Below are 26,537 nucleotides of genomic sequence, written 5' to 3'. Positions count from 1 at the left end.
ACAACAATAAACACAACATACAAAATCACAGGAGTATGGAAATGAAAAAGTGGTTAGTCGTTGCAGCATTGGCTGCGACAGCAGCAACTGGTGTGGCTCAGGCAAAAGAATGGAAAACCGTTCGTTTTGGTATTGAGGGTGCGTATCCTCCGTTTAGCTGGACAGAATCTGATGGTTCTCTCAAAGGCTTCGACGTTGATATGGCCAACGCGCTGTGTGAAGAGATGAAAGTTGAGTGTAAGATCGTACCGCAAGACTGGGACGGCATTATCCCATCTCTGCTAGCACGTAAATACGATGCGATCATCGCTGCGATGTCGATTACAGAAGAGCGTAAAAAGAAAGTGGACTTCACTGGCAAATACGCACAAATCCCAAACAAATTTATCGCTAAGAAAGGCGCAGGTCTTGATTTCGATAGCCTAAGCGGCGCTAAAATCGGTGTTCAGCGTGCAACAACGCACGACAAGTACCTGACAGACAACTACGGTGACCAAGTCGAAATCGTGCGTTACGGTTCATTTGATGAAGCGTACCTTGATCTTGCCAACGGCCGTATCGTTGCAGTACTAGGTGATGCTTCAGCATTGGAAGAAGGCGTTCTGAATAAAGCGGGTGGCGAAGGCTACGAATTCGTTGGTCCTTCTTTGACTGATCCAAAATGGTTTGGTGACGGCATGGGCATTGCCGTTCGTAAACAAGATAAAGATCTAACGCAAAAACTCGACGCAGCTATCCTGTCTCTACGTGAGAAAGGTGTGTACCAAGAGATTGCGGCTAAGTACTTTAACTACGACGTTTACGGTCAGTAATTCTCCTTCGACCGCTGGTGCTCGTTCCTTGATGTAGTCAGCGGTCGATCTCTTTCTATAGCCAGCTCAATGATTCTATTGATGTAGGAAATTGAGTTTAGGGATCAGGAACTCACCTATGCTGGATTTAAAAGGATACGAAGCCTCTATATTGAAAGGGGCCGTGGTGACCATCGAGGTTGCCTTATTGTCACTGCTTCTTGCCATGATTTTAGGCATGCTGGGTGCTTTGGCGAAACTCGCCCCTTATCGCTGGGCAAGAGCTATCGCCACTCTCTATACAACGGTTATCCGTGGTATTCCCGATTTAGTCTTAATGATGCTGATTTTCTTCGGCGGACAGATTCTATTAAACAACAGTCTCTACTCGATCAACGAAACCTTGAATGGTTGGTTTGCCGCTAGTGATCCAAACCACGAGTGGACGTCTTATTTACCTGATTACATCGACGTTAGCCCGTTTATCGCTGGCGTGATGACCATAGGCTTCATCTTCGGTGCTTACATGGCGGAGACATTTCGTGGCGCCATCATGGCGGTAGATAAGGGCGAGATGGAAGCGGCAAAAGCATACGGCATGAGCTCGGTGCTCGCCTTTCGCCGGATCTTACTCCCTCAGATGATACGCCACGCGTTACCGGGCTTTGGTAACAACTGGCTGGTATTGCTTAAAACCACAGCCTTGGTTTCTATTATCGGGCTAGAAGATATGGTGCGCGTGAGCTCGCTCGCCGCAGGCTCAACCAAAATGCCGTTCACTTTTTACATGGCGGTCGCGGTGATTTTTCTCTTTTTCACCAGTGTGTCGACTGGGCTACTTAAAGTCGTCGAGCGCAAATTCAGTATTCATACGAGGTAGGGCATGGATTTTTCATTGATTATTGATAGCTTGCCAATCTACCTAGATGGTTTGTGGACGACAACGTGGTTGGTGGGACTCGCTCTCGTGATTGGTTTGTGTGTCGCTATCCCGCTGGGTATTGCGCGAAATAGCCAACATTATTGGTTGGTAGGGCCAAGTTGGGCGTTTATTTATTTCTTCCGTGGCACGCCGCTGTTGGTTCAGCTCTACCTAATTTATTACGGTATGGATCAGTTTTTCCCAGTGAAAGATACTCTATGGGAAAATGCTTGGTTTTGTGCGTTGGTTGCCTTTGTGCTCAATACTTCGGCGTACACCGCTGAAATCATTCGCGGTGCAATTAACGGGCTACCGAAAGGCGAGGTGGAAGCGGCTAAAGCGTATGGTATGGGCACCTTTTTGACTTACCGTCGTATCATTCTGCCGAGCGCATTGCGCCGAGCTCTGCCAGCCTACAGTAACGAAGTGATCTTTATGCTGCATGGAAGCGCGGTGGCCGGTATTGTCACCATCTTGGATTTGACGGGCGCTGCGCGTCTGGTGAATTCTCGCTACTACGCGCCGTTTGAATCCTTCCTCACGGCTGGTCTGTTCTATATGGCGCTGACCTTCGTGATTCTCTGGGTTTTCAAAGGGGCAGAAAAACGTTTCTTAGCGTACCTGAGACCGCTGAGTTAACCTATCTTGTGAAAGAAAAAATGGCTTCCATCGGGAAGTCATTTTTCTATTCAACGCAAAATCGAATCAACGCAAAATCGAACTCTGGGCACTAAGACAAAATGATGAGCACCGTACCGGCCAGCGTCATCAAGATATTGGCGATGGCGTAGGTACCTGCGTAGCCCAGTGCAGGGATAGTTGATTTGGCGTAGTCATTCACGATGTCCATCGCTGGCGCACAGGTACGCGCGCCGATGATGGCGCCAAACAGCAGCGCACGGTTCATTTTCAAGATATAGGCGCCAACCAGATACGCCAGAGCCACTGGCACTACGCTGACTAAAAACGCCAAACCGAGCACTTGAGGACCCACTTGCGTGAGGTGATCAAACATTTTGCTACCGGCACTGAGGCCAATCCCCACCATAAAGATCATTAGTCCCAAGTCTTTGACCATGTTGAGTGCGCCTTGCGGAACGTAGCCAAACGTTGGGTGGTTGGCACGCAAAAAGCCGAGAGTGATCCCCGAAAGCAGCAAGCCAACGGCATTACCCAAGCCGAACGACACTTGGCCAAAGGTCATGGTAACTAAACCAAACATAATGCCAAGAATGAAGAAGCTACAAAACGCGAGCAAATCCGCCATTTGGCTATGAATAGAGATAAAGCCGATTTTTTCCGCCAGCCCTTGGACGCGGCTGCGCTCACCACTGACTTGGATAATGTCACCCTTGGCAAGCACAATATCCAAGTCCATCGGCATCTCAATTTGAGCGCGAACCACTCGGTTTAGGAAACAGCCATACTCAGAAAGATTGAGGTCGGAGAGACGTTTCCCCGCAATCGCATCGCTTTTGACTACGATCTCCTCTTCAACGATGCGCAGATCGAGCAAGTTACGATCAAACACTTCTTTACCGTGGCGGAAACTAGGATCAAGACGTGCGTGACTATCGGGAAAGCCAACCAGTGCAATCTCATCGCCCTCTTGCAGAATCGCATCCCCATCAGGGTGGGCAAGGATGCCATTGCGACGAATGCGCTCGATGTAACAACCCGTTTGGCGATAGATACCCAACTCACGCAAGTTCTTGCCATCGGTCCAATCAATCAGCTCCGGGCCGACTCGGTAGGCGCGAATAATCGGCAGGTAAACTTTTCGTTGCCCAGAACCGCCCAATCCGCGCTCTTGTGCGATTTGCTGAGCAGAGTCAGATAGGTTCTGTTTTTGCAGTTTCGGCAGGAGTTTGGCAAAGAAAATCATGCTGATAAGGCCAATCAAATAGGCCATCGCATAACCGACAGAGAGGTTTTCTAGCACCAAGGCGAAATCCATATTCTTGGGCAATTCCGCCAATCCTGAATTGAGCGCATCTTGCGCACCGACCAATACGGGTGTTGAGGTCAGCGCTCCTGCCATCATGCCGGCGGCCAAGCCATAGTTGAGGCCCATATAGTGGCTAGCAAAATAGGTAATACTGAGCGCGGCTGACAACACCACCATACTTAAGATGAAGTAGTGCTTGCCGTCGCGAAAGAATATGCCGAAGAAGTTGGGGCCTGCCTCAATACCTACACAGTAGATAAACAACATAAAGCCGATGGTCAGTGCGTCAGCATTAAACATGAAACCTAAATGACCCATGATCAAAGAGGTAATCAAAACGCCAATCGAGTTACCAAGGTGGAAGTTGCCAAATCGAATTTTACCAATCGCTAAACCGATCGCTAATACGACGAAAATCAATAAGATAGGGTTTTGTTCTAACAAGAGTACGACGTCAATGTTCACGGGCTATATCTGTGCGCTGCCGAGGAGTAAGTTAAGTGTGCGAATTGTAGCGAAATATTTCAAAAAGATAAGTGAATTTTTTGAGAGTTTACTCATCGTTGACATTAGACAAAGTAATGTAAAACGCAAGCACAAAAAAACCGCGATATTCGCGGTTTTCGTACAACAGTGTGAGTGGGTGACGTTTAAGCGTCAAACAAACCCAAGTGCTCTTTTGCGTATGCTTCGAAATCATCGCAACCACCGATGTGCTCTTGATCGATAAAGATCTGTGGCACTGTTTCCACTGGCTTGCCGACGGTTTTCTCTAGGTCAGCTTTGGAAATGCCTTCTGCGTGAATATCCACGTAGCGGTAGTTGAAGTCGTCGCGCTTTGCTTTTAGCGTTTCTGCGTGTTCTTTTGCACGAACACAGTATGGGCAAGCTGGGCGACCAAAAATAACGACGAACATATCTTTCTCCTTTGATTTTAATAGTGCCACTATGCCCGAATCGTTATAGGAAATAAAGTGGCATTTACCTCTTGGGTTAATAGGGCAGACCTATTGATTGTGTTTTAAACATTTTACTTTTTGCGACGTACAAGGTGAGGTCTTTATCGAGAAAACCATGATTAATTTAAGGTTAAATAAGCAAGTTTGCACTAGCTCAACGTTATTTCTTGGGAGACGGTGCACTCTGTATCCAGTAATGGAATGAATCAAGGAGTCGGCCAATGTTTCAGTTTATGACTTCAACACGGATCGTGTTTGGTGAAGGGGCGTTTGAGTCGTCGCTTTCGCTTGTCAACCAGTTTGGCTACAGCGTGCTTCTGGTCACCGGTAAAAACCTCAATCGGTGCGGACCGCTACTGCATCACCTCAAAAGTCAAAAACTTCGCTACCAACACGTTGCCGTGAGCGGCGAACCCAACATCACCATGATTGAAGAAACCGCGACGGTCGGCCGCCGTTTTAAACCTGATTTGGTGGTGGCGATGGGCGGTGGCAGTGTGATTGATGTCGGCAAAGCGCTGGCGGCGGTGATTCCAAATCAAGGCGATGTGTATGATTATGTCGAGGTGGTGGGCCGAAACGTTCCGCTCAAAACCAAGCCTTTACCTTTTATTGCGATCCCAACCACAGCGAGTACCGGCTCTGAAGTGACGCGTAATGCCGTACTGCGCTCAGGTCAAGAACAAGTGAAAGTGAGTCTACGCAGCCCCGATATGCTGGCGGATGTCGCGATTGTCGATCCGACTTTAACCTATGGGATGGACCCTTACCGCTCTGGGCGAGGTGCAATGGATGCGTTCACGCATCTGATGGAAGCCTATGTGTGTGGCATGCCTAACCCGCTCACCGATATGATCTGTGAAGAGGGGTTAAGACGGTTGAGCCACTCTGTGCTGCCAGCGTGCTTGGAGGACGACCATAAAGCGCGGGCCGACATCTCGTTTGCCGCTATGCTCGGCGGTATGGCCAGTACCAATGCCAAGCTCGGTGCAGCGCACGGATTGGCGTCAGCGCTTGGAGGCAAACTGGATGCGCCACACAGCGTGATCACCGCGCGCTTGGCTCCTTATGTGATGGCGGAAAACATTCAAGCCGCGATGGAATCCCAGCGTACAGACGTACTCGAAAGGTTCACCAAAGTCGCGCAATTGCTGACGGGGCGAGTGAATGCGCATCGAGAAGACGCGATCTTATGGGTCAATATGATGCTCGAAAAATTGAACATCCCAGAGTTGAGTCAATTTGGGGTTTGCTCGACAGCGTTTGATGTGGTCGCGGCGGATGCGCTGAAATCAACGTCAATCAAAGGCAATCCGCTACCACTGACCAAAGAGCGACTGATGGCGATTTTAGGCCAAGTGTGCCAATGCCAAGGTGAGTGTACCGAGCACAGTTCGGTGGGCGAGGACGCGCGGGCTTCTATCGTCTTTACCAGTCATGATATAGAACCATCGCGGCTACAAAAATCCTAATAATAACGGCGCTCATTGAGCGCCGTTATGGATTCTTGCCAGTGGAAGATCTCTAGAACTGAGAAAGCTTGTCGTAGCGAGAGTCTTTCAATACGTCTTTGACGCGACGTAGGTTTTCTCTAAATCCGGTACCGCGGCGCAACGTAAAGCCAGTCGCAAGGACGTCAATCACAGTCATTTGAACCACGCGGCTAGCCATTGGCATGTACACGTCGGTGTCTTCAGGGATGTCGAGCGTGATAGAGAGTGAGCTGGCTTTATCAAGCGGGGAGTCTTTCGCGGTAATCGCGATGACCGTCGCACCGTTTTCGCGCGCTAGGTTGGCGATCTCTACCTGACTTTTTGTACGGCCAGTGTGTGAAATCAACACGATGACGTCGTTGTCTGTACAGTTGATGCAGCTCATGCGTTGCATCACGATATCTTCAAAGCAGGTGATCGGGATGTTGAAACGGATGAATTTGTTTTGAGCATCTTTCGCCACAGCAGACGATGCCCCTAAACCAAAGAAAGAGATGCGCTTCGCTTGTGTCAGAAGGTCGACGGCACGATTGACCTGCATAGCGTCAAGGCTGTTTTTAGCGACATCCAAACAGGCCATCGTGGACTCAAAAATTTTGTGCGTGTAGGCATCTGGGCCGTCGTCTTCTTCGACGTTGCGATTGACATAAGGTGTACCGTTCGCAAGGCTCTGAGCCAAGTGCAGTTTAAAGTCGGGGAAACCTTTGGTGTCCAGGCGGCGGCAGAAGCGGTTGACGGTCGGCTCACTGACATCGGCCATTTTGGCCAACGTCGCGATGCTGGAATGAATCGCTGTCTGAGGGGAAGCCATGATGACTTCGGCGACTTTGCGTTCAGACTTGCTAAAATTTTCCAGGTTCTTCTGAATTTTTTCTAATGTGTTCATAGTGTTCACGAGGGTATGTAGAACATCTAACTGGATATACCTGATTTTCGTAGTGTAGAGAACAACTTGTTCGCTAAAGGTAATGACAATCCAGCGCCATAAGCTCAGTATAAACCTAAGCCGAACGTTTAAGGCAGTGTTTCCGTCATACAAATGATGAGAATATGACAAGCCTCAAACTAAATTTTGTTTAAACTACGGAAATACGCTTAAACCCCGACCAAAAATCGCATTTTCGATCGGGTGTTGATAAATGAATTACAGCTTTTCAGAAAGAAAATTTCATCTGGTGAGAATGTTTTCGGCAAGGGCATCGATTTGCGCCATTAAGTTTGGCGCTTGTGTTGCGATATGACGCTGCTCTTCCAACACGGATTTCAGAATATCACAATGCGTGAGCGGGTTCGCCAGAACCACACGAAATACGATGGTGTGCTCACGATTCCAACGCTCAGGATTGAGTCGTGTTCGTGAAACGAAGGATTTGCCGGTTTCACGCTGGCGCTTCTGGATAAACTTAGTGAGCTCGTTAAGCAAATTATTCAGCTCATGGGTTTGAGCGTCATTGGCTTGTTCTAGCGCCGCGCGCACCTTCTCAGGTAGATAACGGTAGGTGAGTAAGCACAGCTCAGGTTCAGAGATTAATTCGAAATCACGTTGCTGCTGAATTAAGTCCGCAAAGAATTTCGCTTTCTCGATGCTTTGATCGATCAGCAGTTCATAACCGGGACGGCTGATAATATGCATAGCCGCATAAACGAGCATGGCCATACCTGAGCGTGAACCTTCTAATGTATGGCTACCGAGATCTTTGGAGCCCTTGCGCAGTATGTACTGTGCGTGGTGCTCGATGGATTTCATCGCATCTGGCTGCTTAAACAGCACCATGCCCGCGCCCATTGGAATGTAGAGCTGTTTATGTGCATCTATGGTGACTGAGTCGGCCAACTCAATACCATCGAGTAGGTGACGATGGTTGTTCGACATCAATGTTGCACCGCCCCAAGCGGCATCGACATGGAAATGACAGCCTTCTTCTTGGCAGATCAGCGCCACTTCACGTAGAGGATCGATATTGCCCGTTTCTGTGGTGCCTGCAACGCCGACAACGGCAAATGGCTTGATGCGTTTAGCTTTGAGCTCAGCAATTTGATGTTTCAAATCTTGTGGGCAGATCTTGTTATCCGGCCCAGTCTTCACCGAGACCAAACCATCTTGACCAATCCCGAGGACATCCGCCGCTTTTTTCAACGAGTAGTGGCCTCGTTCAGAAACCAAAATTGCGAGCCCTTCATAGCCATAGTGCTTCATGGCTTTAAATAGGCCTTCTTTTTCGACGCCAGTGAAGGCACCGTCAGGGCGTAGCGCATTGTTTCTCGCCACCCACAGCGCGGTGATGTTCGCGACGGTGCCGCCCGAGCAAAACGCACCTAGAGAGTGGTTTGCGCTGTGCATCCAAGTCGCATAAAAGTCGTCACTGCGATGGTAAATCAGGCGATGGAGCATGCCGAGCACTTGCCTCTCAAGGGGCGTAAATGCTTTGGACGTCTCGATTTTGACCAAGTTCTGATTGAGTGCAATCATGATCTTGGAGAGTGGCATCAGGAAATAGGGCAGAGCAGAGGTCATATGACCAATAAAGCTCGGTGCTGATGTATGAACAGATTGAGAGACGAGCGTGTCGAGCAAATGCTGTGTGTGGTCTGAGACAAACTCAGGTTGCTCTGGGATAGAGGCGTTGGAGAAGTCTTTCTCTATGTCGAGTAGAGGTTTTTCTTCCGCAACGATGTGCTCTCGCAAAAACTTGTTCAAGTTTCGCGATAGTTCCTCTTCTATCTTGGTGAGTGTTGAGTCTGGCCCTTCAGGTACTGTAAAGATTCGAAGTAAGCTTTCGAAACTCACATCTGCCGTTTTGTGTTCCGATACCATACAGCTACATTGCTCTAATATTTTTTGTTGCAAGCGCGACAATCTAAACGAAAACGGGCACAAAGTCCCGTTTTAATTGATGGATCTCAGTTTGCATCACTCAGTCACAGATGCCGGTAATAGCGTGAATGTTAACGAGTGAGTACAGACGAGATTCGGTTTACTGACAATCAATCGATTCAAGCGCTTGAATCGATTGATTGTAGCGCTTGAGCGCTGCATCAATTTTGGTTGGGTGGCTCAGTAAATCGGCAAACGCAGAGCGTAGCTCGTAGTTTTTCTCGTGCGGCTTGGCTTGGCGATCATTAAACGTCACGCTCGCTAATTGGCCTAGCTCGTCACTGCGCGAGGTCAGTACCTTGATGTCTTTTTGATCAAGCTGCAACCACGCTTCTACTGGCTGCGCAGTCGCCACTTTTGAGGCGTCATGCTCTAGATAGTATTTCACCGCAGCGCGATTAAGCTCAAAGTGATGCTGGCGCCCTTGTAGGAACCACTCACTGACTTCGGTCAACTCTGGGTATTGCTCTGAGGTAAGCTGAGACAAATCTTCATACCAATGCAAAGACGCATCGATATAAGCGTCGTATTTTTTTTCTAGGCAAGCGTTGTCTGCTGCCAACGCGAAATGGGAGGTAGCAGCGAGTGCGAGGGCGACAATGGTGCGTTTCATAAGCATTCCTTTAAAGACGTATTCTTTGGGCCAACTTCTTTGATTGGCCTTTCATCTCGGCATCGTCATCATTAGGTGCCGAACGGGTTTCCTTCACTCGGATGGACGAAGCAAAGGGACAATATAGTGGATTGTTTCTGGCATTCCTGCGATCTAACCTGCAAGTGAGACAAAGAACAGCATCATGACCGGGACTAATAGGCTAAGAATAAAGCCACTGACAATAGCTACAGGCACGCAGCGCACGCCGCCGGTGGTTTGGATGACTGGCAAGGTGAAGTCCATCGCCGTTGCACCCGCGTAGCCGATTGCCGTACAAGGTTTAGTACGAATAAAGAGGGGGATCAGCACCAATGCAATCAATTCTCGCAGCAACTCAATCATAAAGGACGCGCCGCCGTAGATAGGGCCAAAGGCGTCCCCCATCAAGATGCCGGCTAAAGAGTACCAGCCAAAGCCGGACGCCATAGCGAGACCTCGATACCAATCAATCTCGAGAATCCAAGCGGCAATCAGACCGCCCACCATAGAGCTGGAGATGATGGCACAAGCGATCAACATGCCGTGCTTGTTCAACAGGATTTGGCGCAGGGTCAAGCCGCTATTGCGCAGTTGAATGCCAATAAAAAACAGCAGCAAAAAGAGGATCCACTCGCTTGCGGTATCCACCCAGCTGAGATCCATCGACACCACTAATCCAACTAATAGTCCACCCCCCACTACAAGGATCAACTTTGCGGATTCGAGCGCCATTTGCAGCAGCGGCACTTTATGCGATGCGCTGTCTGTTTTTAGTGGCATCAGTTTATCGATCAATGGCAACACGCAAAGATTAGCGGCGCTCAGGCTACAAAAAAAGACCGCAGTGAATTTCAGGATAATTTGTAGATTGGTTCCCAAATTATCCAGCGCTGCTAAGCTCAGCCCCATCAGACTTAATATGACGTAAATCAGATTGGACGTAGTGGTATTAATGGTTTGCAGTCGAGCAGGATTAGAAATAGAAATGAAATACCCCACAAAAAGTGGGGTAAAAATAAACAACATCCCTGAGAACATGGTACTTCCTGTGTTGAACTTTATAAGCCGCTGGCGTTCATCAATTCGCCTATTTGAGTATTGAACTCACTATCACTCATATTAGTCAACTTGTACAGTATATCTGCGCCGGTAATATCAAATTCGACCACATGTTCATCTAGGTTTTCATCATGCCTGCGGAACATTAATATATGATTGGCCATTCTCGCTACATCGAGATAACTCACGGCATGAGTCACTTGAGCGATTTTATGATTAGCTGAGACTTCGAGGAAGTCGTTGTCAAACCCCCAAGTCTCGAGCACCAATTTACTGGCATTGGCGCACTGGTTGTCGAAAATCTGAAATGCGATCTGCTCGTTAAGGTAGTTGCCTTGCTCAAGGTAGTGATGGTACTCATTTACGATGCAGAACAGGCCAATGTCTGCAAGCAAACCGGCCAGAAGTGCTTTGTCGCTCTCTAAGTGGGCGTAGTAGTTTTCGCCTGATTCCTGAAAGCCTTTAACGACCATGACCATAGTCGCGGCTAATTCACGGGAGTTGGCGGCGCTATTGACCAACATGCGCTTACAGTTTTTACTTAGGTTGACGTTGTGCTTGAGTTGTTCAATGGCTTGTGCAGTGACAATATCGCGAACGCGAAATATCCCTAAACGTGACACGGCGGTAACAATATCGGTGCACGTGATGTTACGCCGATTAAAGATCACAGAGTTGGCCACGCGGATAACCACAGCGGCAAGGCCTGGGTCTTCGAGTAGTGCGTCGGCGATATTGAGTACCGTTGTGGTGTCTGACGTACAGAGCTTCTGAATTTTGAGCACAACGTCTGGGATCGGAGGCAGAGCAATTTTGCGCGATTTGATCGCTTTTTCGATCATCTCAGAAAACTCAGATTCAATCCCTTGAATGAGGAGCTCTTTATTTTCTGGAAGCCAATAGAAAGATAAGTGGTTCATACGTTGTCATTATTTTTGTTCGCTCGTCACAGTTTACCGTTGATGCGTCTGGATTAGCAATTGCTGAACTGCGTTTTTCTATTGAACTGGGAGCGCGGTTTGTTTTCGCTGCGCAGTGATCTTGCACAAAAAGCGATGTTGCCCTCACTCTGAATAGCTTTTGACCACCCCAAAACCGATTATGCGCCTAGTTACATTTAAAAAATGTGAACTGGGCACGGACTTATTTTGCGTCGTTAACTATCATCTGATTAAGTGTCGTGAGTCAAACAAATACAAATATAGCTCTAACGTTTGATTGACACTCCTTTTTTCGCTTTCTTCTGCTGCTATCTGGTGATCACTACTAATCGGGGTTTTTAGATTAAGGATCAATGGATATGACAGAGCAATTGTTCATTCAATATATCGCTAAGTTTGGCGACTACTATAAGCGTGCAATGTTTGGCGGCGTAGGGCTGTTTAAAGATGACGCCATGTTCGTGCTGATCAGCGATAACACCATCTATTTGCGTGGTGGTTCATCACTTGACCAACGTCTCATGTCATTGGGCTGTGAAAAATACGTTCATGTGAAAAAGCAAACCACCGCGACGGTCAATTATTACGACATCACTGGATTGTTCGAGAGCGAGCACCCTCAGCTTGACCGATTAATTCATCGTTCACTCGACGGTGCGCTGGCGGCAAGAAAATTGAGATTGTCTCCCACCAATAAACGCTTGCGTGATTTGCCCAACATGCAATTGACGTTGGAGCGAATGGTGAAAAAAGCCGGCATCGATGATGTGGATACTTTCGTCAAGCTCGGCGCGCCGACGGTCTACGCCAAAGTGAAGAAAGCGTACGGCAGCGATGTGGATGTGAAACTGCTGTGGAAGTTTGCTGGCGCTATCGACGGCATTCATTGGAAACTCATTCAAGAGCCGCGCAAACAGCAACTGTTGGAGAGTTGCCGTTAGCGCATGATGCCTTGAAGAGCGGATAGCAGTCAGTTTCAGACATTAGCCAAACAAAACGCCCCTCCTAATTGGAGGGGCGTTCATGTATCTGCTGTTCAAACGATGTCTAGACCGACACTCGGTCAGTTTTTCCAGTCATTGAGCTTGAATGTGAGCGTATGCGCAGCCCCTTTTAACTCCAGTCCTTGGTTGGTGAGAGTCATTTCACTCCAATCCGACAGTGTTTGTGAGAAGGCTTGCTCAACTTGCATGGCGTCATCACCACACATCTTCATTGTCATCCCCATTTTTTCAATGCGGAACTGGTTGTCTTTTAACTCACCTTGACCAAAGAAGTTGTTACATCCAGCATGGCCGTTCGCTGTCATTTTCTCACCGATTTCAAGACGCGGTGTAGATTCACCTTCTTCAAGGCTGATGGCTTGACCGTCGATAGCGAGCAGTTCCCAGTTGTGGTGCTGAAGATCTTGCGTTGTTATTGGGGTAGGGGCGTCTTGACTGCTTGCACACGCTGTCACGACGAAGGGCAGTGCGGTTGCGGCAAATAGCGTTTTTAGACTAAGCTTCATGATATCAACTCCAAAAATCAAACGTGTCGCAAAACGCGACGGTGCTTGGCGAAAGTATAATGCAAACCAAGCGGTTAATGTCAGAAGTGAGTCATAGTTTAGCGGCGGTTGTTCACTATCTTTGCGATCAACAAGCCAAGTTGCAGCGGACAGAGTGAATTAAGGCGTACTATGGAGCAGCTCGAGTTTTTTCAAGTCCCCAGTCCTTGCGTTGGTGTGTGTACCGTGGACGAACGTGGCTATTGTCAGGGGTGCATGAGAAAGCGTGAGGAACGTTTCAACTGGTTGTCGATGTCGCCCGCTCAGCAGTTGCATGTGATCAAGCTCTGCCGTCAGCGCTACCTGCGAAAAATCAAGAAACAGGGCTCAGACGCATCACCACCTGAGCCTCCTGTCGATCCGCAACAATCGTTATTTTAGTCCCCACTGGTCACTCACCCAACCACCAGCATGTTCGTCAAAATGACAGCCGATAAAGCGTCGATTTGTCTCAGGGGAGGCATCGGCTTTGGGTTTTGCATCTAACATGTGCTGGATATGGTTCACCATGGGATCGCCGCTGTGTAAGCGTTCTTGCCGAGTTGCGACTTCTTTAATCAGTTGCAGACGGTACGAGTTACTAGCACGTTTCATTTGGGCGATCCTCCACGGTTATGACACTAATATGAAAAATTAGTTACTGGTTAAAAAAACGTCAATGCGCCGAAGGGATGAATCGAGGAAATTTCTCAAAAAAAATGTGTTTTAGAGTGGGTCAAAAGAGAGACATCATGAGGTAACCATCGGGAATAGTTAGCCTTCTGTTTCTCGCTTGAGTCTCCGTGATTGAAATAAAAAGTTCATAATTTATTTTGCTTAACGCAATCAACTTTTGGGTGAGGGGCAATCAAAAACGCCTTGCGATAAGCAAGGCGTTGGATAGGCGTTGTTGTTAGGATTGGCAACGCTGCGACGTAATCAATTCATCGATCATTAACTGACCGCGAGTATTACGAATCTTGATGCGATAACTCAGTCCGACTTCCATATTGGCTTTGGTGTCTGGGTTAGTGCAGTAGACATTGATACTTTGGTTGAGCAGTTGTGAAGCGGGTTTTGCGCCTCGAGCATCCGTATTGTAGACCATCATGATTTCAATCGTCGTCCCACTTGCGCTTGCTCGCAAGATGGAGAGTGGCCCCGCCTCAAGTGGTAGTTCGGCAGAGAGCACGCTCGCGCGGTTCTCTGCAAGCAATTCGAGGTTACGTTGCTTTTCCGCATTGGATGAACAGCCCGCGAGCGTCATTACCATTAGCCCGAGCAAAGCCGCCGAGCGGCGCAGGATAGCCATGACCACTAAAACACTTTTTTAAAGGGTTTAACGATAACAGACTGATAGACCCCAGCGGTAACGTAAGGGTCGGCATCCGCCCAGGATTGCGCTTGCTCTAAACTGTCAAATTCGGCGATGACGGTTGAACCTGTAAAGCCAGCTTCACCTGGATTCTCTGAATCGATGGCAGGCATAGGGCCGGCGGTTAACAGTCGGCCTTCGTCTTGCAGCGCTTGCAAGCGTTCTAAATGCGCAGGACGGACACTTAAGCGTTTTTCGAGTGAATCTTCAACGTCTTGAGAAAAAATGACGTACCACATAGTCAAAATCCTTATCGTGTGGAATAGGGAATTAATGTACCTTAAGTGTGGCGAAAACGACGCGCCGACACTAACAATTTGTGAAGCGAATCATCGCTCTATTGCACGAGGTCGCCCTTCGCTATCAATCGCTACATAGTTGAATGTGGCATCACAGACCATGTATCTGTCTTCAACGCCGTGCTCTTTGACGGGCTTGACCCACACTTGCAAATCAATGCTCATCGAACTGCGGCCAATCTTTTTACATTCGCCGTAGCAGCAGACCACGTCACCGACGCGGACGGGCTTTTTAAAGGTAATGCTAGAGACCGAGACTGTCACAATTCGGCCACTGGAAATCTCTTTTGCTAGGATCCCACCAGCAAGGTCGAGTTGAGACATGATCCAACCGCCAAAAATATCACCGTTGGCGTTGGTGTCGGCTGGCATAGCTAACGTTCTTAGGAGTAGTTGGCCCTTTGGGGCATTGTAGGTGTTGTTCATATTTTGCGGACATCGACAAACAAAACAGCGACCGGGGAGGCCGCTGTTAAATTGGAAAGTCAACAGTTTAGCAAACTTTGCGCTGTGAAGTCAGCTTATGAGTTGCTGGTGTTTGACTCATCTTTAGGCATTTGTTTGTAGATGTAGACGCCTGTAAGCAGCGTAAAGCCAAAGGTGGCCGCCAAAAGGCCGAACACCTTGAAGTTAACCCAGACATCAAGCGGCAGCTCATAGGCGACGTAGATATTGAGTGCGGCGCAGAAAGCAAAGAAGCCGACCCAAGCCCATGTGACTTTAGCCCACACGCTGTCGGGCAGAGTGATCTCTTTACCAAGCATGCCTTTGATCGCCGATTTGCCCATGGCGTGGCTCACCGCGAGTCCAATCGCGAAAACGGCGTAGACAATCGTCACCTTCCACTTAATAAAATTGTCATCGTGCAGGAAGATGGTCATGCCCCCGAATACCGCAACCATCACAAAGGTGATCAACTGCATTTTCTCGACTTTTTTGTAGACGAAATAAGTAATGGCAATCTGGATAGCGGTCGCGACTATCAAAGCGCCGGTGGCAGCGTAGATGTCGACCATTTTATACAGCGCGAAAAAGATGATCAGCGGAATGAAGTCGAGCAATTGTTTCATATCTAAATTCTATGATTGGGTAAAATTGCCCTAAGTCTAACCAAATTCAAGCGTCGGACATAGGGCTTAGTGACAATCTGAAACAACTCAGTGGGGTAGCTGTCGTTTGAAGTCCTCTAAATAGCCCTCTTCGCGCAGGCTCTCAACCGTAAACAGCAACTCCTCGTCACTCATGGCAAAGCAGCTCGATTTACCGGTCATCACATTAAGGTACTCGTGATATTCGAGTTCGCTGTAGTGGCCGAATCGGTCTTGAACTAGGGTCTTAATACCGTGGTGGATTAAGCGATAATAGGTGTGGCGATGATGTTCCATAACAGACCTCGTTTTTCACTCTGGTCACAGTGTGGCTATGCCTCACTCAACCTTGTCTAGAACTAGTAGAGACGAAGCATAGAGAGTGCCAACTTGTCGATGAGGTCTATCTCTTTGAATTATAAGATGAGTGCCAGAGTGCATATGTCATAAAACTGGCACGTCTCAAATTGCGAACCAAATTGAGATTAAATTCGGTTGTCGCCGGTGCTGAATGCGATGATCTGACTGATTTGTGTGAGGCTGCGTCCGCTCTCTTGCTGCCATTGAGTGAATGCGTCACTGGCGGCCTGTAACGAGCGCTTAGTGTCTTTGCCTCCTTCAATGATTTTGCATTGGCGCAAATAGGCTTCTACATCGCTGGAGAGAATGAAGGTGTCAACCCCCATTTGGCGCAGGGTGTAAGGACCAGTGTTGCCGCCTAGACGCTGTCCATGAGTTTTTAAGTACCCCCAAAGCTCGGTGATACGCTCACTTGGCCACTGCGCGACCATCTGACCAAACGGTCCGTGTTGCAATGAAGCCTCGTAGATCATTTGTGCGTTGGCTTGTATCGATTTCACTTTCGCGTGATGGCGAATGATACGCGCATCCTCAGACTTTGCATCCCAATGCTCATCACCTAGCATCAATAGCCGTTCTATGTTGAACCCAAAGAAGACCTCTTCAAAGTTTGGCCACTTGTTGTGCACGACTTTCCAACTGATGCCACTTTGAAACACCTTCATGCTAAAGGCGGAAAGCCAACGATCGTTGGGTATCGCGGCAATTTCGTCACGAGAAAGCGGGTGAGAGAGCAGAGATTCCAACTGCGTGATGCCGCCTTTTCGCGCTGCTGCTCGCGCCTCAATGTGGGTAAATTTTTCAATCGTCATACCATGATTCCTTGTGTTTAGCGCTGAGCCAATGACGCTCAGCGATCACGATTTAATCAGCGTTAACCCGTGCGGCAGTGCGTCACCAAACACGCGTTTTGACTCTGTGTCTGACAGTTCGCTAACGTACTCAACCAGGGTTATCCAAGCTTCAGGCAACTTGCTTTGTTTAAGTTTCGCGACGACCTCGGCGCGAAATTCGTCTGAGATATCGAGCTGGCGATCGCCGGTTTTACGGCACATCATTACGGCTGCAAAGGCCACCATGCGATCTTGTTGCCAAGGCTGGTCAAGCAAGGTGGGCAGCCATTGCTGAATCTGCTCCCGAGCAATCACATTGTGCGCACTGCCATAGAGCGGAGTGCGGGAAGCAAGGCGGCCTAGCGCCCACCAGTGGGCATCGTTGAACTGGTTTTGATTGAGCGCATTGCTTAAAAACCAGTTGGCCAGCAGCGTCTTATCTTCCACCTCTAAATGTTCCAAAGAGGCGGCCAGTCTCACCATCGACTCATACCCCATCTCTTGCGCGGTTTTGGCCGATTGCGGGTTTTTCATCGCACCGGGATGCAGGTACTTAGCAATATCGGCGAGCAGTTGCTCTTGCTGCTCTAGATTGAGTCCGCCAGCCACTCGGCGCCAGAACACCCACCAATCCGTCCAGCCTTGGTGATTTTTAAATTGAATCGCTTGCGAGTAGAGCCCCCACACTTGCTCGATCCGCCAATCATCGGTGACATCGCCAAAGCCGGGGCGTAGCGTATAGCCAGCCAAACGTAACCACTGTTTCTCGTGTGCTTCTGAGCGGCGGCGACGCTTTCTTCCTTGAGCCAAGGTGTCAAACAGCTGCCGAAGCGTGGTGAAGTCCCACTCATCGCGTTTGCCCAGTTGACGTTCAAGGGATTTACTCAAGGTGCGAATGTCCGCCTCCTCCGCACTTTTTTTATTCGCGCTGTAGAGTTTGCTGATCAGTGCTTGGCAGTGCGGTAAGTTCGGGTGCAGGCTGTGTGATTTCTGTTCTTCTTTTTGATGACGAACTTCAAATTCCACTGCCCACCGTTGCTGCTCGTCTGCGACGCTCACACACTCCATCTTCAATGTACCGACTTCGGTCAGTTGGCACGCCAGTTGAACTTCGACCCGCTCTTTTTGATTGGCGTGCAACTGTGCCCCTTGACTGTCCAGTGTCACGACATAAGGAGGCAAAGGCGAAAGCTTGTCAGGGTCAACGTCAACCATCACTCCATTTTGCAACGCTTGATCGTCGCGAATGCGATCATGGGTTGAAGTCAGAAGATTGAAGCGTACCGGCTCGCCAAGAGTCAGGGAAAAGCGACGTCCTGTGAGTCGGATTTCCTGGCCTTCCTCTGAGCCCTTGGCCAATAAGCACAGTGCATGGCCCAAACGTTGTTTGTCTGGTAAATGGAGGAAATAGGAACGTGCGACTCCGCCGCCGATCTTAAGTTGTGCACCGCGGCGCGCTTTACCAAATGCCACGGCGCCCAGCGCCACTGCCCAATCGGGGTGTGGGTTGTCCAGCAGTCGGACAGGCTCGCCGCGCCATTGGCTAAGCAGCGTCTCCAATCGTTCGCTGATAAGTTCACTGTTAAAAACACCGCCATTGAGTAGCAAGCCAACCGGGACGGCCGGCGTGTTGTCTGGTGCTGTGCTTAATGTGTGTTTGAGTGCGTCAAGAGCGACACTTTGATGTTGCTGCAAGAAAGCGGCGACATGTTTACTCACCGCAGGATCGGAAACATAGGGCAGTCCGAACTCGACGACAGCGCTGCGGCGTTTGTCTGGGCCCTCGTTGATGTCACTGAGTGGGAAAAAACCTTCCAGCGCAATTTGGTGTACTTCATCTTTGCCAAGCGCCACACTTTTAGTGCCGCCAAGCAGCTTAGAGCCACTGCCTAGCATGGTGATTTTGACATCATTGGGCGCTTGGCGACTCAGCAACTGCTCTTTGGCGCTGCGCGTCTGCTGAATTAATTTGGACAGCGACGCCGCATTGAGTTTTTTACCGCTGTTTAGACGCTGCTCCGCCAAATGGGCTAGGGCGAGATCGAGGTTATCTCCGCCGAGCATCAAGTGCTCGCCCACACCAATGCGGTTTAATGTCAGCGCATGGTCGTCACTGACTTGTGCGGAGATTAAACTCAAATCCGTGGTGCCACCACCGACATCACAGACGAGAATCAAAGGTACGTTCGATAGCGCGTCGGCGGCGTTTTCTTGATGACGTGCATACCAGTCATAGCAGACCGCTTGCGGCTCTTCGAGGAGTACCACCTTGTCTAACCCTGCGAGTTCGGCGGCTTCGAGAGTCAATTTCCGCGCAGTTTCATCAAAGGAGGCCGGTACGGTGATCACCACATCTTGCGCTTCAAGCGGGTCACTCGGATGGCGGTGATTCCAAGCTTGACGTATATGATTGAGGTAACTGGCGCTCGCAATTAAGGGGGACACTTTGGTGACGTCATTGGCGCCCGCCCAAGGTAATATGTCAGAGCGGCGGTCGACGCCTTGATGAGAGAGCCAGCTTTTAGCGCTGGCCACTTGGCGACCTTCCACTTTCGCGCCAAGCTCACGGGCCCATTCGCCAATAATGACCTGATCCATATCGCCAGAGACTGGCTGATGTTCCCATGGTAACGTCAAATCGCGCTCGCCAATCTGCCCCTTCGCGGGATGATAGCGAAAAGAGGGCAGCAGCGGTTTACGCACCACCTCACCGGGACCAATCAACTGGTCTATATCGAACAGCGCCACTGGGGAGGCGTTGAGATCCGCGGTGATTTCACAATACGCCACCACAGTATTGGTGGTGCCAAGATCGATACCCACTAAATAACGAGCCGTGGTCATGTTGAAAACCTTTTCAATGTGCAGATAGGTTGAAATCAGAGTAAAAACGGCATCCAAGGGATGCCGTTATGGGATTATTCTTCGCGTACGTCAAATTCAACGTGCCATTTTTGGCCGTTATCATTGGCAATGGCTTCAAGATACAAAGTACCGAGCTCAGTGACCCGTGAAGAGAGGGTGACGGGCACCACTTCGCCTTCTCTACGACCTTCAGAGACGGGCAGCGTGACCTGAATCTCCGGCAGCTCTTCGAGCTCATCGGGTCCCCAATGGTCAAGGTGAGTACCGGCCAGATCGTCTCGACGCACGGTAGAACCGAAGAACTGGAAGTTGACCGGCTGGCCAATGATCAAACCAAAGGCTTGGCTAGGTACATCCACGCTTGAGCCTTCTTCCATACCAAAAGGTGCCACACACAGTGCTTCCATCGGCGGTGCCATCCCTGGTATAGCTGGCATGGCACTTTCGATACCGACATAAAAGCTTGAGGCGATACCACCGCGAATACGCACGCCTTGACCACGACGCACCGCGCCATAGTAGGCTGCGCCGCTGGCAACCGCCAGATCAAGGTCGACACCAGTCAATCGCTTGGCCGCAGGCGCATTGGCCTCAGTGAGCCAATTATTGAGTGTGCTCTCAAGACGTTCTGCCAAAAGAGGCGACTTCAATACGCCACCGTTGAACAGCAGCGCCGTAGGTTTGATAAAGCTAAGCGGAGCAGGGTCCATACCCGGAATACCAGCAAATGGCATGGCACTCTCTGACTCATGTTGGCCACTTTGTGCGCCTGCTTGTTTGACGAGAAAAGCCGCAATGTGACGAGTGATACCCGCATCTTGGGCGTACGGCAGACCCATTTGGGTCAATGCGCCGCGCGCACGTTGAACCGGGTGCTCATCAATCCCTACTTGCGGGAAGAAGCCATCCACCAGTGTTTGCTGCACTTCTTGCTGAGTGAGTTCTGTTTTGAGTGTCGCGCCCAATAGTTTTGAGCCTCGACTCGGCACGACAATCGGCATGCTCGCCAGATCCGCATCGTTGAGCAACGCTTCTTTCGCATCACGACAGGCGTGAGTCATGGCTTGAACTTGCCAAGGTTGCAGCTCTTTGCCTTCTTGGGCAAGTTTCATCTTTAATCGATAGGCGAGGGCCAGATCCATGTTGTCACCGCCGAGGAGGATATGCTCGCCCACCGCGATGCGGTTTAGCGCGAGGTTACCCTCTTCTTCGGTCACTTCAACCAGAGACAAATCCGTGGTACCGCCGCCAATATCGACCACCAGAACCACATCACCGACTTCGACTTCATCACGCCAAGCGTCTTGGCTGTTGTCTATCCAGTTGTAGAGCGCCGCTTGAGGCTCCTCAAGCAGTGTGAGGTGTGTGAGGCCCACATGACGCGCCGCTTCCGCCGTTAAATCGCGCGCGGCAGGGTCAAACGAGGCGGGCACCGTTAAGGTTACGTCTTGCTCTTCTAGCGGGTACTGAGGATGGCGATGATTCCACGCCGCTTTGAGGTGCTCAAGGTAGAGCTCAGTCGCACGCAAAGGCGAGACCTTCTCGACCTCTTCCGGGCTACCTGCGGGCAAAAACGCGTCGCGACGGTTTACGCCGCCGTGACAAAGCCAAGATTTGGCACTGGCCACTAAGCGAATCGGGGTTTTGGCACCGAGGTTACGAGCAATAGCACCAACCAAGGCTTTAGGTTCTGAAGACCAAGGAAGAACGCGCGCAGCAGGGTTCATCTCATGCTCATGGGGCTGATAGAGAAACGAACCCAGTTGAGTATGGGATTCTACCGTGCCCGGGGCAGTCAATTGTGGAATGGCCATCACCTCGACACGCGCATCTTCGACGCGCGTATCAACAAACGACATGACACAGTGAGTCGTGCCTAAGTCAATACCGACACTGAAGGTCGGTGCGTTTGTTGTCTGTTCCATTACAGCTCCACCTCTGCTGGTGCAATGATCGACGCATCATAGTGATCCGCCAACTTAGGCAGCGTCATCGCGCTGGCTTTCCAGCCTTTGTGGACCAAAGTGCCATGGAACGGCGCTTGGCCGGTCACGTTGCCTGTTAGACGAACCTTTTGCGGATCAAAGCCGTCTTCCACAGTAATGCGGCTCTCTTCCTCTTCTTGACGTATCGGCTCAAGGGTCACGTACTCTGCGAGTACTTTTTGCCCGCCGCTGTGAATGACGCGCGCAGCAGCGCCAACTTCTTCATCAGAAAACGCACTGACGTCTTCTTTGAGGAAGTCAATTAAACGCGCTTCTTGTTGTAACAATGAAAGCAACTGCATCGCGGAATCGGTTGACGCCGTGGCCAGTTTTGACTCCACTTCCACCACTTTCTCAACGATCTTTTCGACTTCAACGACTTTTTCAACTTCGACGATTTTCTCGACCGGCTTTTCTATCTCGACAATTTTCTCAACGGGCTTTTCAACCATTTTCTCAATCACCTTAGACTTGCGTGAAACCGCAACAAGTAACAGTAGAACGCTTGAGGCGGTTAATCCGGCATGAAGCATGTCGAAGGTTTGAGGAATCATTTGTAAATCGAAAGTCATAATCATTCTCTTGGAAACTAAATTTTGCGCCGAGCTAAACACGGCTGCCTGTGTTGGCTGCCTTGGCAGCGGCACAATCATTTGACATGAAATTGGGGCAAATATAACACATTCAAGTGAAACCGCTTGTGTCAAAGCAAACTCGCACCAGATTTGGCGATGTATTTGCTCTCTTTTTAACCATGCCAACGTAATGAATGGTGAAAACGGGCGCAGAAACAGCAAATAAAATCGCGCCAAATCGGTTTAAGCGATGCAATGCTAGTCAGCGCGAGGTCGAGTTTTGCGCCCAGTTAGGGTAGAATTCGGCGCTTTGTTACTGTCACAATAGCGAACCTAAAGGCGAGTCATGAACCACAACCGAGTAGTCTGTTTCGATTTGGAAATGTGTTGCTGGAATGAGAACGGTGTCGGCACCACGGGCGAGATCATTGAAATTGGTCTGGCGGAAATCGATTTGGCCAAAGGCGAGGTGGTTAAGCGAGCGCAATACTATGTCAAACCCGAGCGTGATGAAGTTTCACTGTTTTGCGCGGAACTGACAGGCATCACACCGCGCAAAATTGATAAGCAAGGTCGCCCTTTAGCCGAGGTGATCAAGTCGATGATTAAAAACTTTGGCGGTAGCAATAAGATTTATGCCTCATGGGGGCGAGACGACCAGATCCTTGCGAAAGAGTGCGCAGAGAAAGGCATTGAGATGCCGTTTAGAGAGTTCATTAACCTTGCGACCCTGTATCGAATTCAGCATCGCCTGAAAGACAAACGTATTGGGCATCGCGCGGCACAAGAAAGTCAAGGCATTGACTGGGAAGGGCGCCAGCACTCAGGCTATGTCGATGCCTACAACCTTGCCAAATTGGCGTTGACCATGCTCTAGATAGCGAGATTGAGCGTGTGTCGAGATTCAATTCGATAGAGAGAAACAAACAGGGAGCCGAGGCTCCCTGTTTGCGTTGATTACGCGTAGCCAATCAACTCCGGTAACCAAAGAACGATGCTCGGGAAGGCGATCAATACCGCGATGGTAATGACATCGGCGACAAAAAATGGCGTACATCCGCGAAAGACATCTTGTACTGAGCACTCGGGGCGCACGCCAGCCACCACAAAGCAGTTCAAGCCAATCGGTGGAGTAATGAGACACAGCTCTGCCATTTTCACCACGATAATGCCAAACCAGATTGCGCAGCCAATGCCAGACACACCGAAGGCGGAGTCTGCCGCGGCGACATCCATTCCGCCGTTTAAGGCAATAATGGCAGGATAGACCACAGGTAACGTCAGCAAAAGCATGCCGATGGCGTCCATAAACATGCCAAGGACGGCGTAGGCGCAGAGGATAAGCAGCAGTGTCAGCATCGGGCTTTGTTCAAGGCTGACAATCCAGTCTGAGAAGGCGCTCGGCAAATCGGCAAAGCCAAGAAAACGCACGTAAATCAACACGCCCCAAATGATGGCGAAGATCATCGCCGACAGTTTCGCGGTCTCCATCATTGAGCTTTTCAGCTCTTGCCAGCGACTGCCGTGATAGAGTGCGACAAACAGAATGGCGGTCGCGCCAAGCGCGCCTGCTTCGGTGGGCGTACCCACACCACCATAGATACAGATCATGATGATGGCGACAACAAAGAAGATCGGTGCAGCCGCAGGCAGTGACTCCATGCGCTGTTTCCAAGTGTAGCCGCGCACTGGTGGACCGAAGTTTTTGCGCGTCATCGCAAGGAAGATGACTAAGCCGCCATAGATGAGTGCCGAGACCAATCCGGGAATAAAGCCCGCCATCAGCAGCGCGCCGACATCTTGCTCAACAATGATGGCGTAAATTACCAAAATAGCCGAAGGGGGGATCAAGGAAGCGAGTGTGCCACCTGCGGCGACCACGCCTGCAGCAAAGCGCTTGTCGTAGCCGAGTTTGAGCATTTCAGGGACCGCGATACGCGCAAACACTGCAGAGGTGGCTACAGACGCTCCCGACACCGCGGCAAAACCTGCGGTAGAGAAAACCGTCGCCACCCCCATGCCGCCTGGGAGCCAGCCCACCCAACGCTTCGCCGCCTCAAACAATGATTTGGTGAGACCTGCGTGATACGCGAGAAAACCGATCAGAATAAAGGTTGGGATCAATGAGAGCGCCAGCGATGACACTTTAGAGTGAGGGATGGTGCCAGCCATTTTGATCGCAACCATAAAGCCGCGCTCAAAACCCAGTTTGGCACTAAAGATCCAAACCAGACCTAAAAACCCCGCAATCGCAGCGGCAAAGGCGACGCGCACACCGAGAAGAACAAACAGGAGCATGGCTCCGGACACCCACAGACCGATTTCGATACTGTCCATGTTGCCCATCGTAGTAAATAAATCAGACAAGATAAGGCTCCTAGTTGTCGTGACCGCTGACACTTTCAGCTTCTTTTGCCGCCACTTCCGCAGCGGACTCAATCAAAGGCACGGCTACTGGCGAGTCGCCGCCTTGCCTTAGCGCACGTGCATAACCCCAGAGTTGTAAACAGAGACGCAAGGCGAGAATCGACAGCGCCGCAGTGACGACTAATTTGGCTGGCCACGTGGGGAGATTGATGTCGAGTGAGGAGTCGCCAATCGAGTAAGCGCGCCAGAAATGCAGGTAAGAGCCGTAGATCAGTACGAAAGTGACCATCAGCATCAGCGCGGTCGTCAGCAGTTCAGTAAACCACAGCCATCGACCGCGAAACTGGCCGACAAGAATATCCATGCGAATGTGGCCACCCATTCGCTGAGTGTAGGCAATGCCAAGAAAGGCGATAAACGCCATCGCTTGTTCCACCCAATCCACATAACCGCTGATAGGGGCACTAAACAACCAACGGCCCAAGATGTTCACAGTGGCAAGAAAAACCAATAAAAATATGGTGATGCCACCGAGTAAGTTCAGTAGCGATTCAAAACGGAACAACCAGCGATCCACTCGACTGAGCAGAGAGTGATCTTCTCGTACGGACGCAGCAGCCGACATTTCGGCCTCCTTTTGTCTCAGACATTCATCGAATAGCGATTTACGTCATCAAAATAAAATCAAGGTGAAGCAGGAAACGTTGGGCTCAGATTGAGCCCAACGAGCTTAGTGTTCAGTTACTTTTGTGCGAATAACCCGGCGGTGAAATCAAGGACCGCTTGAGAGTCAAACTGATCTTTGTACTGCGCCACCCACTCTTGACGTACGGACTCAGAGAGCGTGTTCAACTGCTCGGTTTGTTCGGCGTTGAACGTCACCATGGTCAAACCTTGCGCTTTAACTGCGGTTTCGTATTTTGCAGTGGTGTTCTGTTCGTAGTTTTGAACGTAGAAATCGAGCGCTTCGTCCACAGAACCAATCAGCGCTTCGCGGTGACTGGGTTTGAGCATCTCTAGCGCTTCGGTGTTGACCACCACCGGACAGTTAGCAGAACCTAAGTTGAGGTTGGTGGTGCCCCACGTCGCCACTTTGTAGGAGTTGGTGGCGAGATGCGCGTGCGGCGCAAATGAAGCCGCATCGATAACATTAGAGTCCATGGACTGACGAACTTCGGCAAACGGAACACCGGTTTTGATCGCGCCCAGTTTACTCAACACACCCATAATACCGCCCGGGCCGCGGACACGCAGACCGTCAAAGTCTTCCAGTGACGTTAGCGGATCGCCTTTACTGACGATGTTGTATTGCGGCATTGGTGTAGGCATAAGGAGCGTGGCATTCCAGCGAGCGAGGTCCTTAACCACGGCCGGATGCTTGAACAGTTCCATGTAGATTTCGCTCACGCGGCCAAGCGATACATCTTGAGAGAAGGGTAATTCTGCCACCGTGATGGTGGGGTTTTTGTCTGCGTGGTAGAAGGCACAAAACTGCGCCATTTCAAACGCGCCAAAAGAGATGCCATCGAGATTTTCTCTTGCTTTTGATAAGCCACCGTAAGAAATATTGAGCTTGAACTCGCCGTTGGTTTTCGCCTCGACCAGCTCAGCCAGCTTTTCGACGTTTTCGGTAAAAGCGC

28 protein-coding genes are annotated in these 26,537 nt (G+C 50.1%); 7 read left to right on the top strand and 21 right to left on the bottom strand.

Translation table 11 applies throughout. The features are described 5' to 3' along the window. Positions 1-41 precede the first annotated feature (41 nt). The 3 genes from AC6R0S_RS06660 (at position 42) to AC6R0S_RS06650 (ending at position 2,352) form a co-directional block, all read left to right on the top strand. Complete coding sequence (locus AC6R0S_RS06660; protein ID WP_334552482.1) at positions 42-812, top strand: ABC transporter substrate-binding protein; 771 nt, start codon at positions 42-44, stop codon at positions 810-812. A gap of 118 nt (positions 813-930) precedes the next feature. Next, entirely contained in the window at positions 931-1,671 is a 741-nt protein-coding gene (locus tag AC6R0S_RS06655) for an ABC transporter permease (RefSeq protein ID WP_500637496.1), read from the top strand. A gap of 3 nt (positions 1,672-1,674) precedes the next feature. Then, entirely contained in the window at positions 1,675-2,352 is a 678-nt protein-coding gene (locus tag AC6R0S_RS06650) for an ABC transporter permease (RefSeq protein WP_334552480.1), read from the top strand. 91 nt (positions 2,353-2,443) lie between these two features. On the opposite strand, the gene AC6R0S_RS06645 is transcribed toward AC6R0S_RS06650, so the two are convergent. Next, positions 2,444-4,126, bottom strand: a complete 1,683-nt coding sequence (locus tag AC6R0S_RS06645; protein ID WP_334552479.1) for an aspartate:alanine antiporter — start codon at positions 4,124-4,126, stop codon at positions 2,444-2,446. 185 nt (positions 4,127-4,311) lie between these two features. Continuing rightward, entirely contained in the window at positions 4,312-4,578 is a 267-nt protein-coding gene (locus AC6R0S_RS06640; protein ID WP_334552478.1) for a GrxA family glutaredoxin, read from the bottom strand. A 263-nt stretch (positions 4,579-4,841) separates the two neighbouring features. Here AC6R0S_RS06640 and AC6R0S_RS06635 point away from each other — a divergent pair, with 263 nt between their 5' ends. Further along, the gene (locus AC6R0S_RS06635) at positions 4,842-6,092 is read left to right on the top strand and encodes an iron-containing alcohol dehydrogenase (RefSeq protein ID WP_500637495.1); all 1,251 of its coding nucleotides are present in this window, start codon (positions 4,842-4,844) and stop codon (positions 6,090-6,092) included. Between the two features lie 52 nt (positions 6,093-6,144). On the opposite strand, the gene AC6R0S_RS06630 is transcribed toward AC6R0S_RS06635, so the two are convergent. The 5 genes from AC6R0S_RS06630 to AC6R0S_RS06610 form a co-directional block, all read right to left on the bottom strand. Then, positions 6,145-6,999, bottom strand: a complete 855-nt coding sequence (locus AC6R0S_RS06630; protein WP_334552476.1) for a MurR/RpiR family transcriptional regulator — start codon at positions 6,997-6,999, stop codon at positions 6,145-6,147. 282 nt (positions 7,000-7,281) lie between these two features. Further along, entirely contained in the window at positions 7,282-8,928 is a 1,647-nt protein-coding gene (gene panP, locus AC6R0S_RS06625) for a pyridoxal-dependent aspartate 1-decarboxylase PanP (RefSeq protein WP_500637494.1), read from the bottom strand. A 160-nt stretch (positions 8,929-9,088) separates the two neighbouring features. Beyond that, positions 9,089-9,601 (bottom strand): hypothetical protein, encoded by a 513-nt coding sequence (locus tag AC6R0S_RS06620; RefSeq protein ID WP_334552474.1) that lies wholly within the window; start codon positions 9,599-9,601, stop codon positions 9,089-9,091. Positions 9,602-9,754: 153 nt separating this feature from the next. Then, on the bottom strand, positions 9,755-10,660 hold the full coding sequence (locus AC6R0S_RS06615) for a LysO family transporter (RefSeq protein ID WP_500630379.1): 906 nt from the start codon (positions 10,658-10,660) through the stop codon (positions 9,755-9,757). Between the two features lie 20 nt (positions 10,661-10,680). Continuing rightward, a complete protein-coding gene (locus tag AC6R0S_RS06610) occupies positions 10,681-11,601 on the bottom strand; it encodes an HDOD domain-containing protein (protein ID WP_500637493.1) in 921 nt (306 codons plus the stop codon). Between the two features lie 374 nt (positions 11,602-11,975). Here AC6R0S_RS06610 and AC6R0S_RS06605 point away from each other — a divergent pair, with 374 nt between their 5' ends. Further along, positions 11,976-12,563 (top strand): TfoX/Sxy family DNA transformation protein, encoded by a 588-nt coding sequence (locus AC6R0S_RS06605; protein WP_487901165.1) that lies wholly within the window; start codon positions 11,976-11,978, stop codon positions 12,561-12,563. A 122-nt stretch (positions 12,564-12,685) separates the two neighbouring features. On the opposite strand, the gene AC6R0S_RS06600 is transcribed toward AC6R0S_RS06605, so the two are convergent. Further along, the gene (locus AC6R0S_RS06600; RefSeq protein WP_500633771.1) at positions 12,686-13,132 is read right to left on the bottom strand and encodes an META domain-containing protein; all 447 of its coding nucleotides are present in this window, start codon (positions 13,130-13,132) and stop codon (positions 12,686-12,688) included. A 171-nt stretch (positions 13,133-13,303) separates the two neighbouring features. On the opposite strand from AC6R0S_RS06600, the gene AC6R0S_RS06595 reads away from it, so the two are divergent. Next, positions 13,304-13,552 (top strand): DUF1289 domain-containing protein, encoded by a 249-nt coding sequence (locus tag AC6R0S_RS06595; protein WP_500628533.1) that lies wholly within the window; start codon positions 13,304-13,306, stop codon positions 13,550-13,552. Here the strand turns inward: AC6R0S_RS06595 and AC6R0S_RS06590 are convergent. The 10 genes from AC6R0S_RS06590 to AC6R0S_RS06545 form a co-directional block, all read right to left on the bottom strand. Further along, positions 13,544-13,765 carry a hypothetical protein gene (locus AC6R0S_RS06590; RefSeq protein ID WP_500626149.1) on the bottom strand — a complete coding sequence of 74 codons (222 nt, stop codon included), beginning with the start codon at positions 13,763-13,765 and terminating at the stop codon, positions 13,544-13,546. The genes AC6R0S_RS06595 and AC6R0S_RS06590 overlap by 9 nt on opposite strands. A 298-nt stretch (positions 13,766-14,063) precedes the next feature. After that, complete coding sequence (locus tag AC6R0S_RS06585; protein ID WP_487901245.1) at positions 14,064-14,462, bottom strand: GspS/AspS pilotin family protein; 399 nt, start codon at positions 14,460-14,462, stop codon at positions 14,064-14,066. Between the two features lie 5 nt (positions 14,463-14,467). Continuing rightward, entirely contained in the window at positions 14,468-14,764 is a 297-nt protein-coding gene (locus tag AC6R0S_RS06580) for a YciI family protein (protein WP_500628535.1), read from the bottom strand. Positions 14,765-14,854: 90 nt separating this feature from the next. Continuing rightward, a complete protein-coding gene (gene yciA, locus AC6R0S_RS06575) occupies positions 14,855-15,250 on the bottom strand; it encodes an acyl-CoA thioester hydrolase YciA (protein ID WP_334552465.1) in 396 nt (131 codons plus the stop codon). 95 nt (positions 15,251-15,345) lie between these two features. Next, positions 15,346-15,894: a septation protein A gene (locus tag AC6R0S_RS06570; protein WP_500626151.1), complete on the bottom strand. Its 549-nt coding sequence runs from the start codon at positions 15,892-15,894 to the stop codon at positions 15,346-15,348. An 87-nt stretch (positions 15,895-15,981) separates the two neighbouring features. Beyond that, positions 15,982-16,209, bottom strand: a complete 228-nt coding sequence (locus AC6R0S_RS06565; RefSeq protein ID WP_334552463.1) for a hypothetical protein — start codon at positions 16,207-16,209, stop codon at positions 15,982-15,984. Positions 16,210-16,397: 188 nt separating this feature from the next. Beyond that, a complete protein-coding gene (locus tag AC6R0S_RS06560) occupies positions 16,398-17,084 on the bottom strand; it encodes a DNA-3-methyladenine glycosylase I (protein ID WP_500637492.1) in 687 nt (228 codons plus the stop codon). A 45-nt stretch (positions 17,085-17,129) separates the two neighbouring features. Continuing rightward, complete coding sequence (locus AC6R0S_RS06555) at positions 17,130-19,949, bottom strand: Hsp70 family protein (protein WP_500637491.1); 2,820 nt, start codon at positions 19,947-19,949, stop codon at positions 17,130-17,132. A 74-nt stretch (positions 19,950-20,023) separates the two neighbouring features. After that, entirely contained in the window at positions 20,024-21,895 is a 1,872-nt protein-coding gene (locus AC6R0S_RS06550; RefSeq protein WP_500637490.1) for an Hsp70 family protein, read from the bottom strand. Further along, positions 21,895-22,527, bottom strand: a complete 633-nt coding sequence (locus AC6R0S_RS06545) for a DUF2760 domain-containing protein (protein ID WP_500637489.1) — start codon at positions 22,525-22,527, stop codon at positions 21,895-21,897. Before AC6R0S_RS06545 ends, AC6R0S_RS06550 begins: the two co-directional genes overlap by 1 nt. Before the next feature lie 349 nt (positions 22,528-22,876). Here AC6R0S_RS06545 and AC6R0S_RS06540 point away from each other — a divergent pair, with 349 nt between their 5' ends. Continuing rightward, positions 22,877-23,407 (top strand): 3'-5' exonuclease, encoded by a 531-nt coding sequence (locus AC6R0S_RS06540; RefSeq protein WP_487901174.1) that lies wholly within the window; start codon positions 22,877-22,879, stop codon positions 23,405-23,407. 80 nt (positions 23,408-23,487) lie between these two features. Here AC6R0S_RS06540 and AC6R0S_RS06535 read toward each other — a convergent pair whose 3' ends face one another. From AC6R0S_RS06535 to dctP, 3 genes are all read right to left on the bottom strand, one after another. Next, positions 23,488-24,897: a TRAP transporter large permease gene (locus AC6R0S_RS06535; RefSeq protein WP_334552457.1), complete on the bottom strand. Its 1,410-nt coding sequence runs from the start codon at positions 24,895-24,897 to the stop codon at positions 23,488-23,490. A gap of 10 nt (positions 24,898-24,907) precedes the next feature. Continuing rightward, positions 24,908-25,522, bottom strand: coding sequence for a TRAP transporter small permease subunit (locus AC6R0S_RS06530; RefSeq protein ID WP_500637488.1), 615 nt, complete (start codon positions 25,520-25,522; stop codon positions 24,908-24,910). Between the two features lie 116 nt (positions 25,523-25,638). Further along, positions 25,639-26,537 (bottom strand): TRAP transporter substrate-binding protein DctP (gene dctP, locus AC6R0S_RS06525; protein WP_500637487.1); only part of this gene is annotated, 899 nt, incomplete at its 5' end.

It is taken from the genome of Vibrio sp. R15-SG3-ISO1B (genome assembly GCF_059833835.1).
This window is presented reverse-complemented; position numbering and strand designations above follow the sequence as displayed.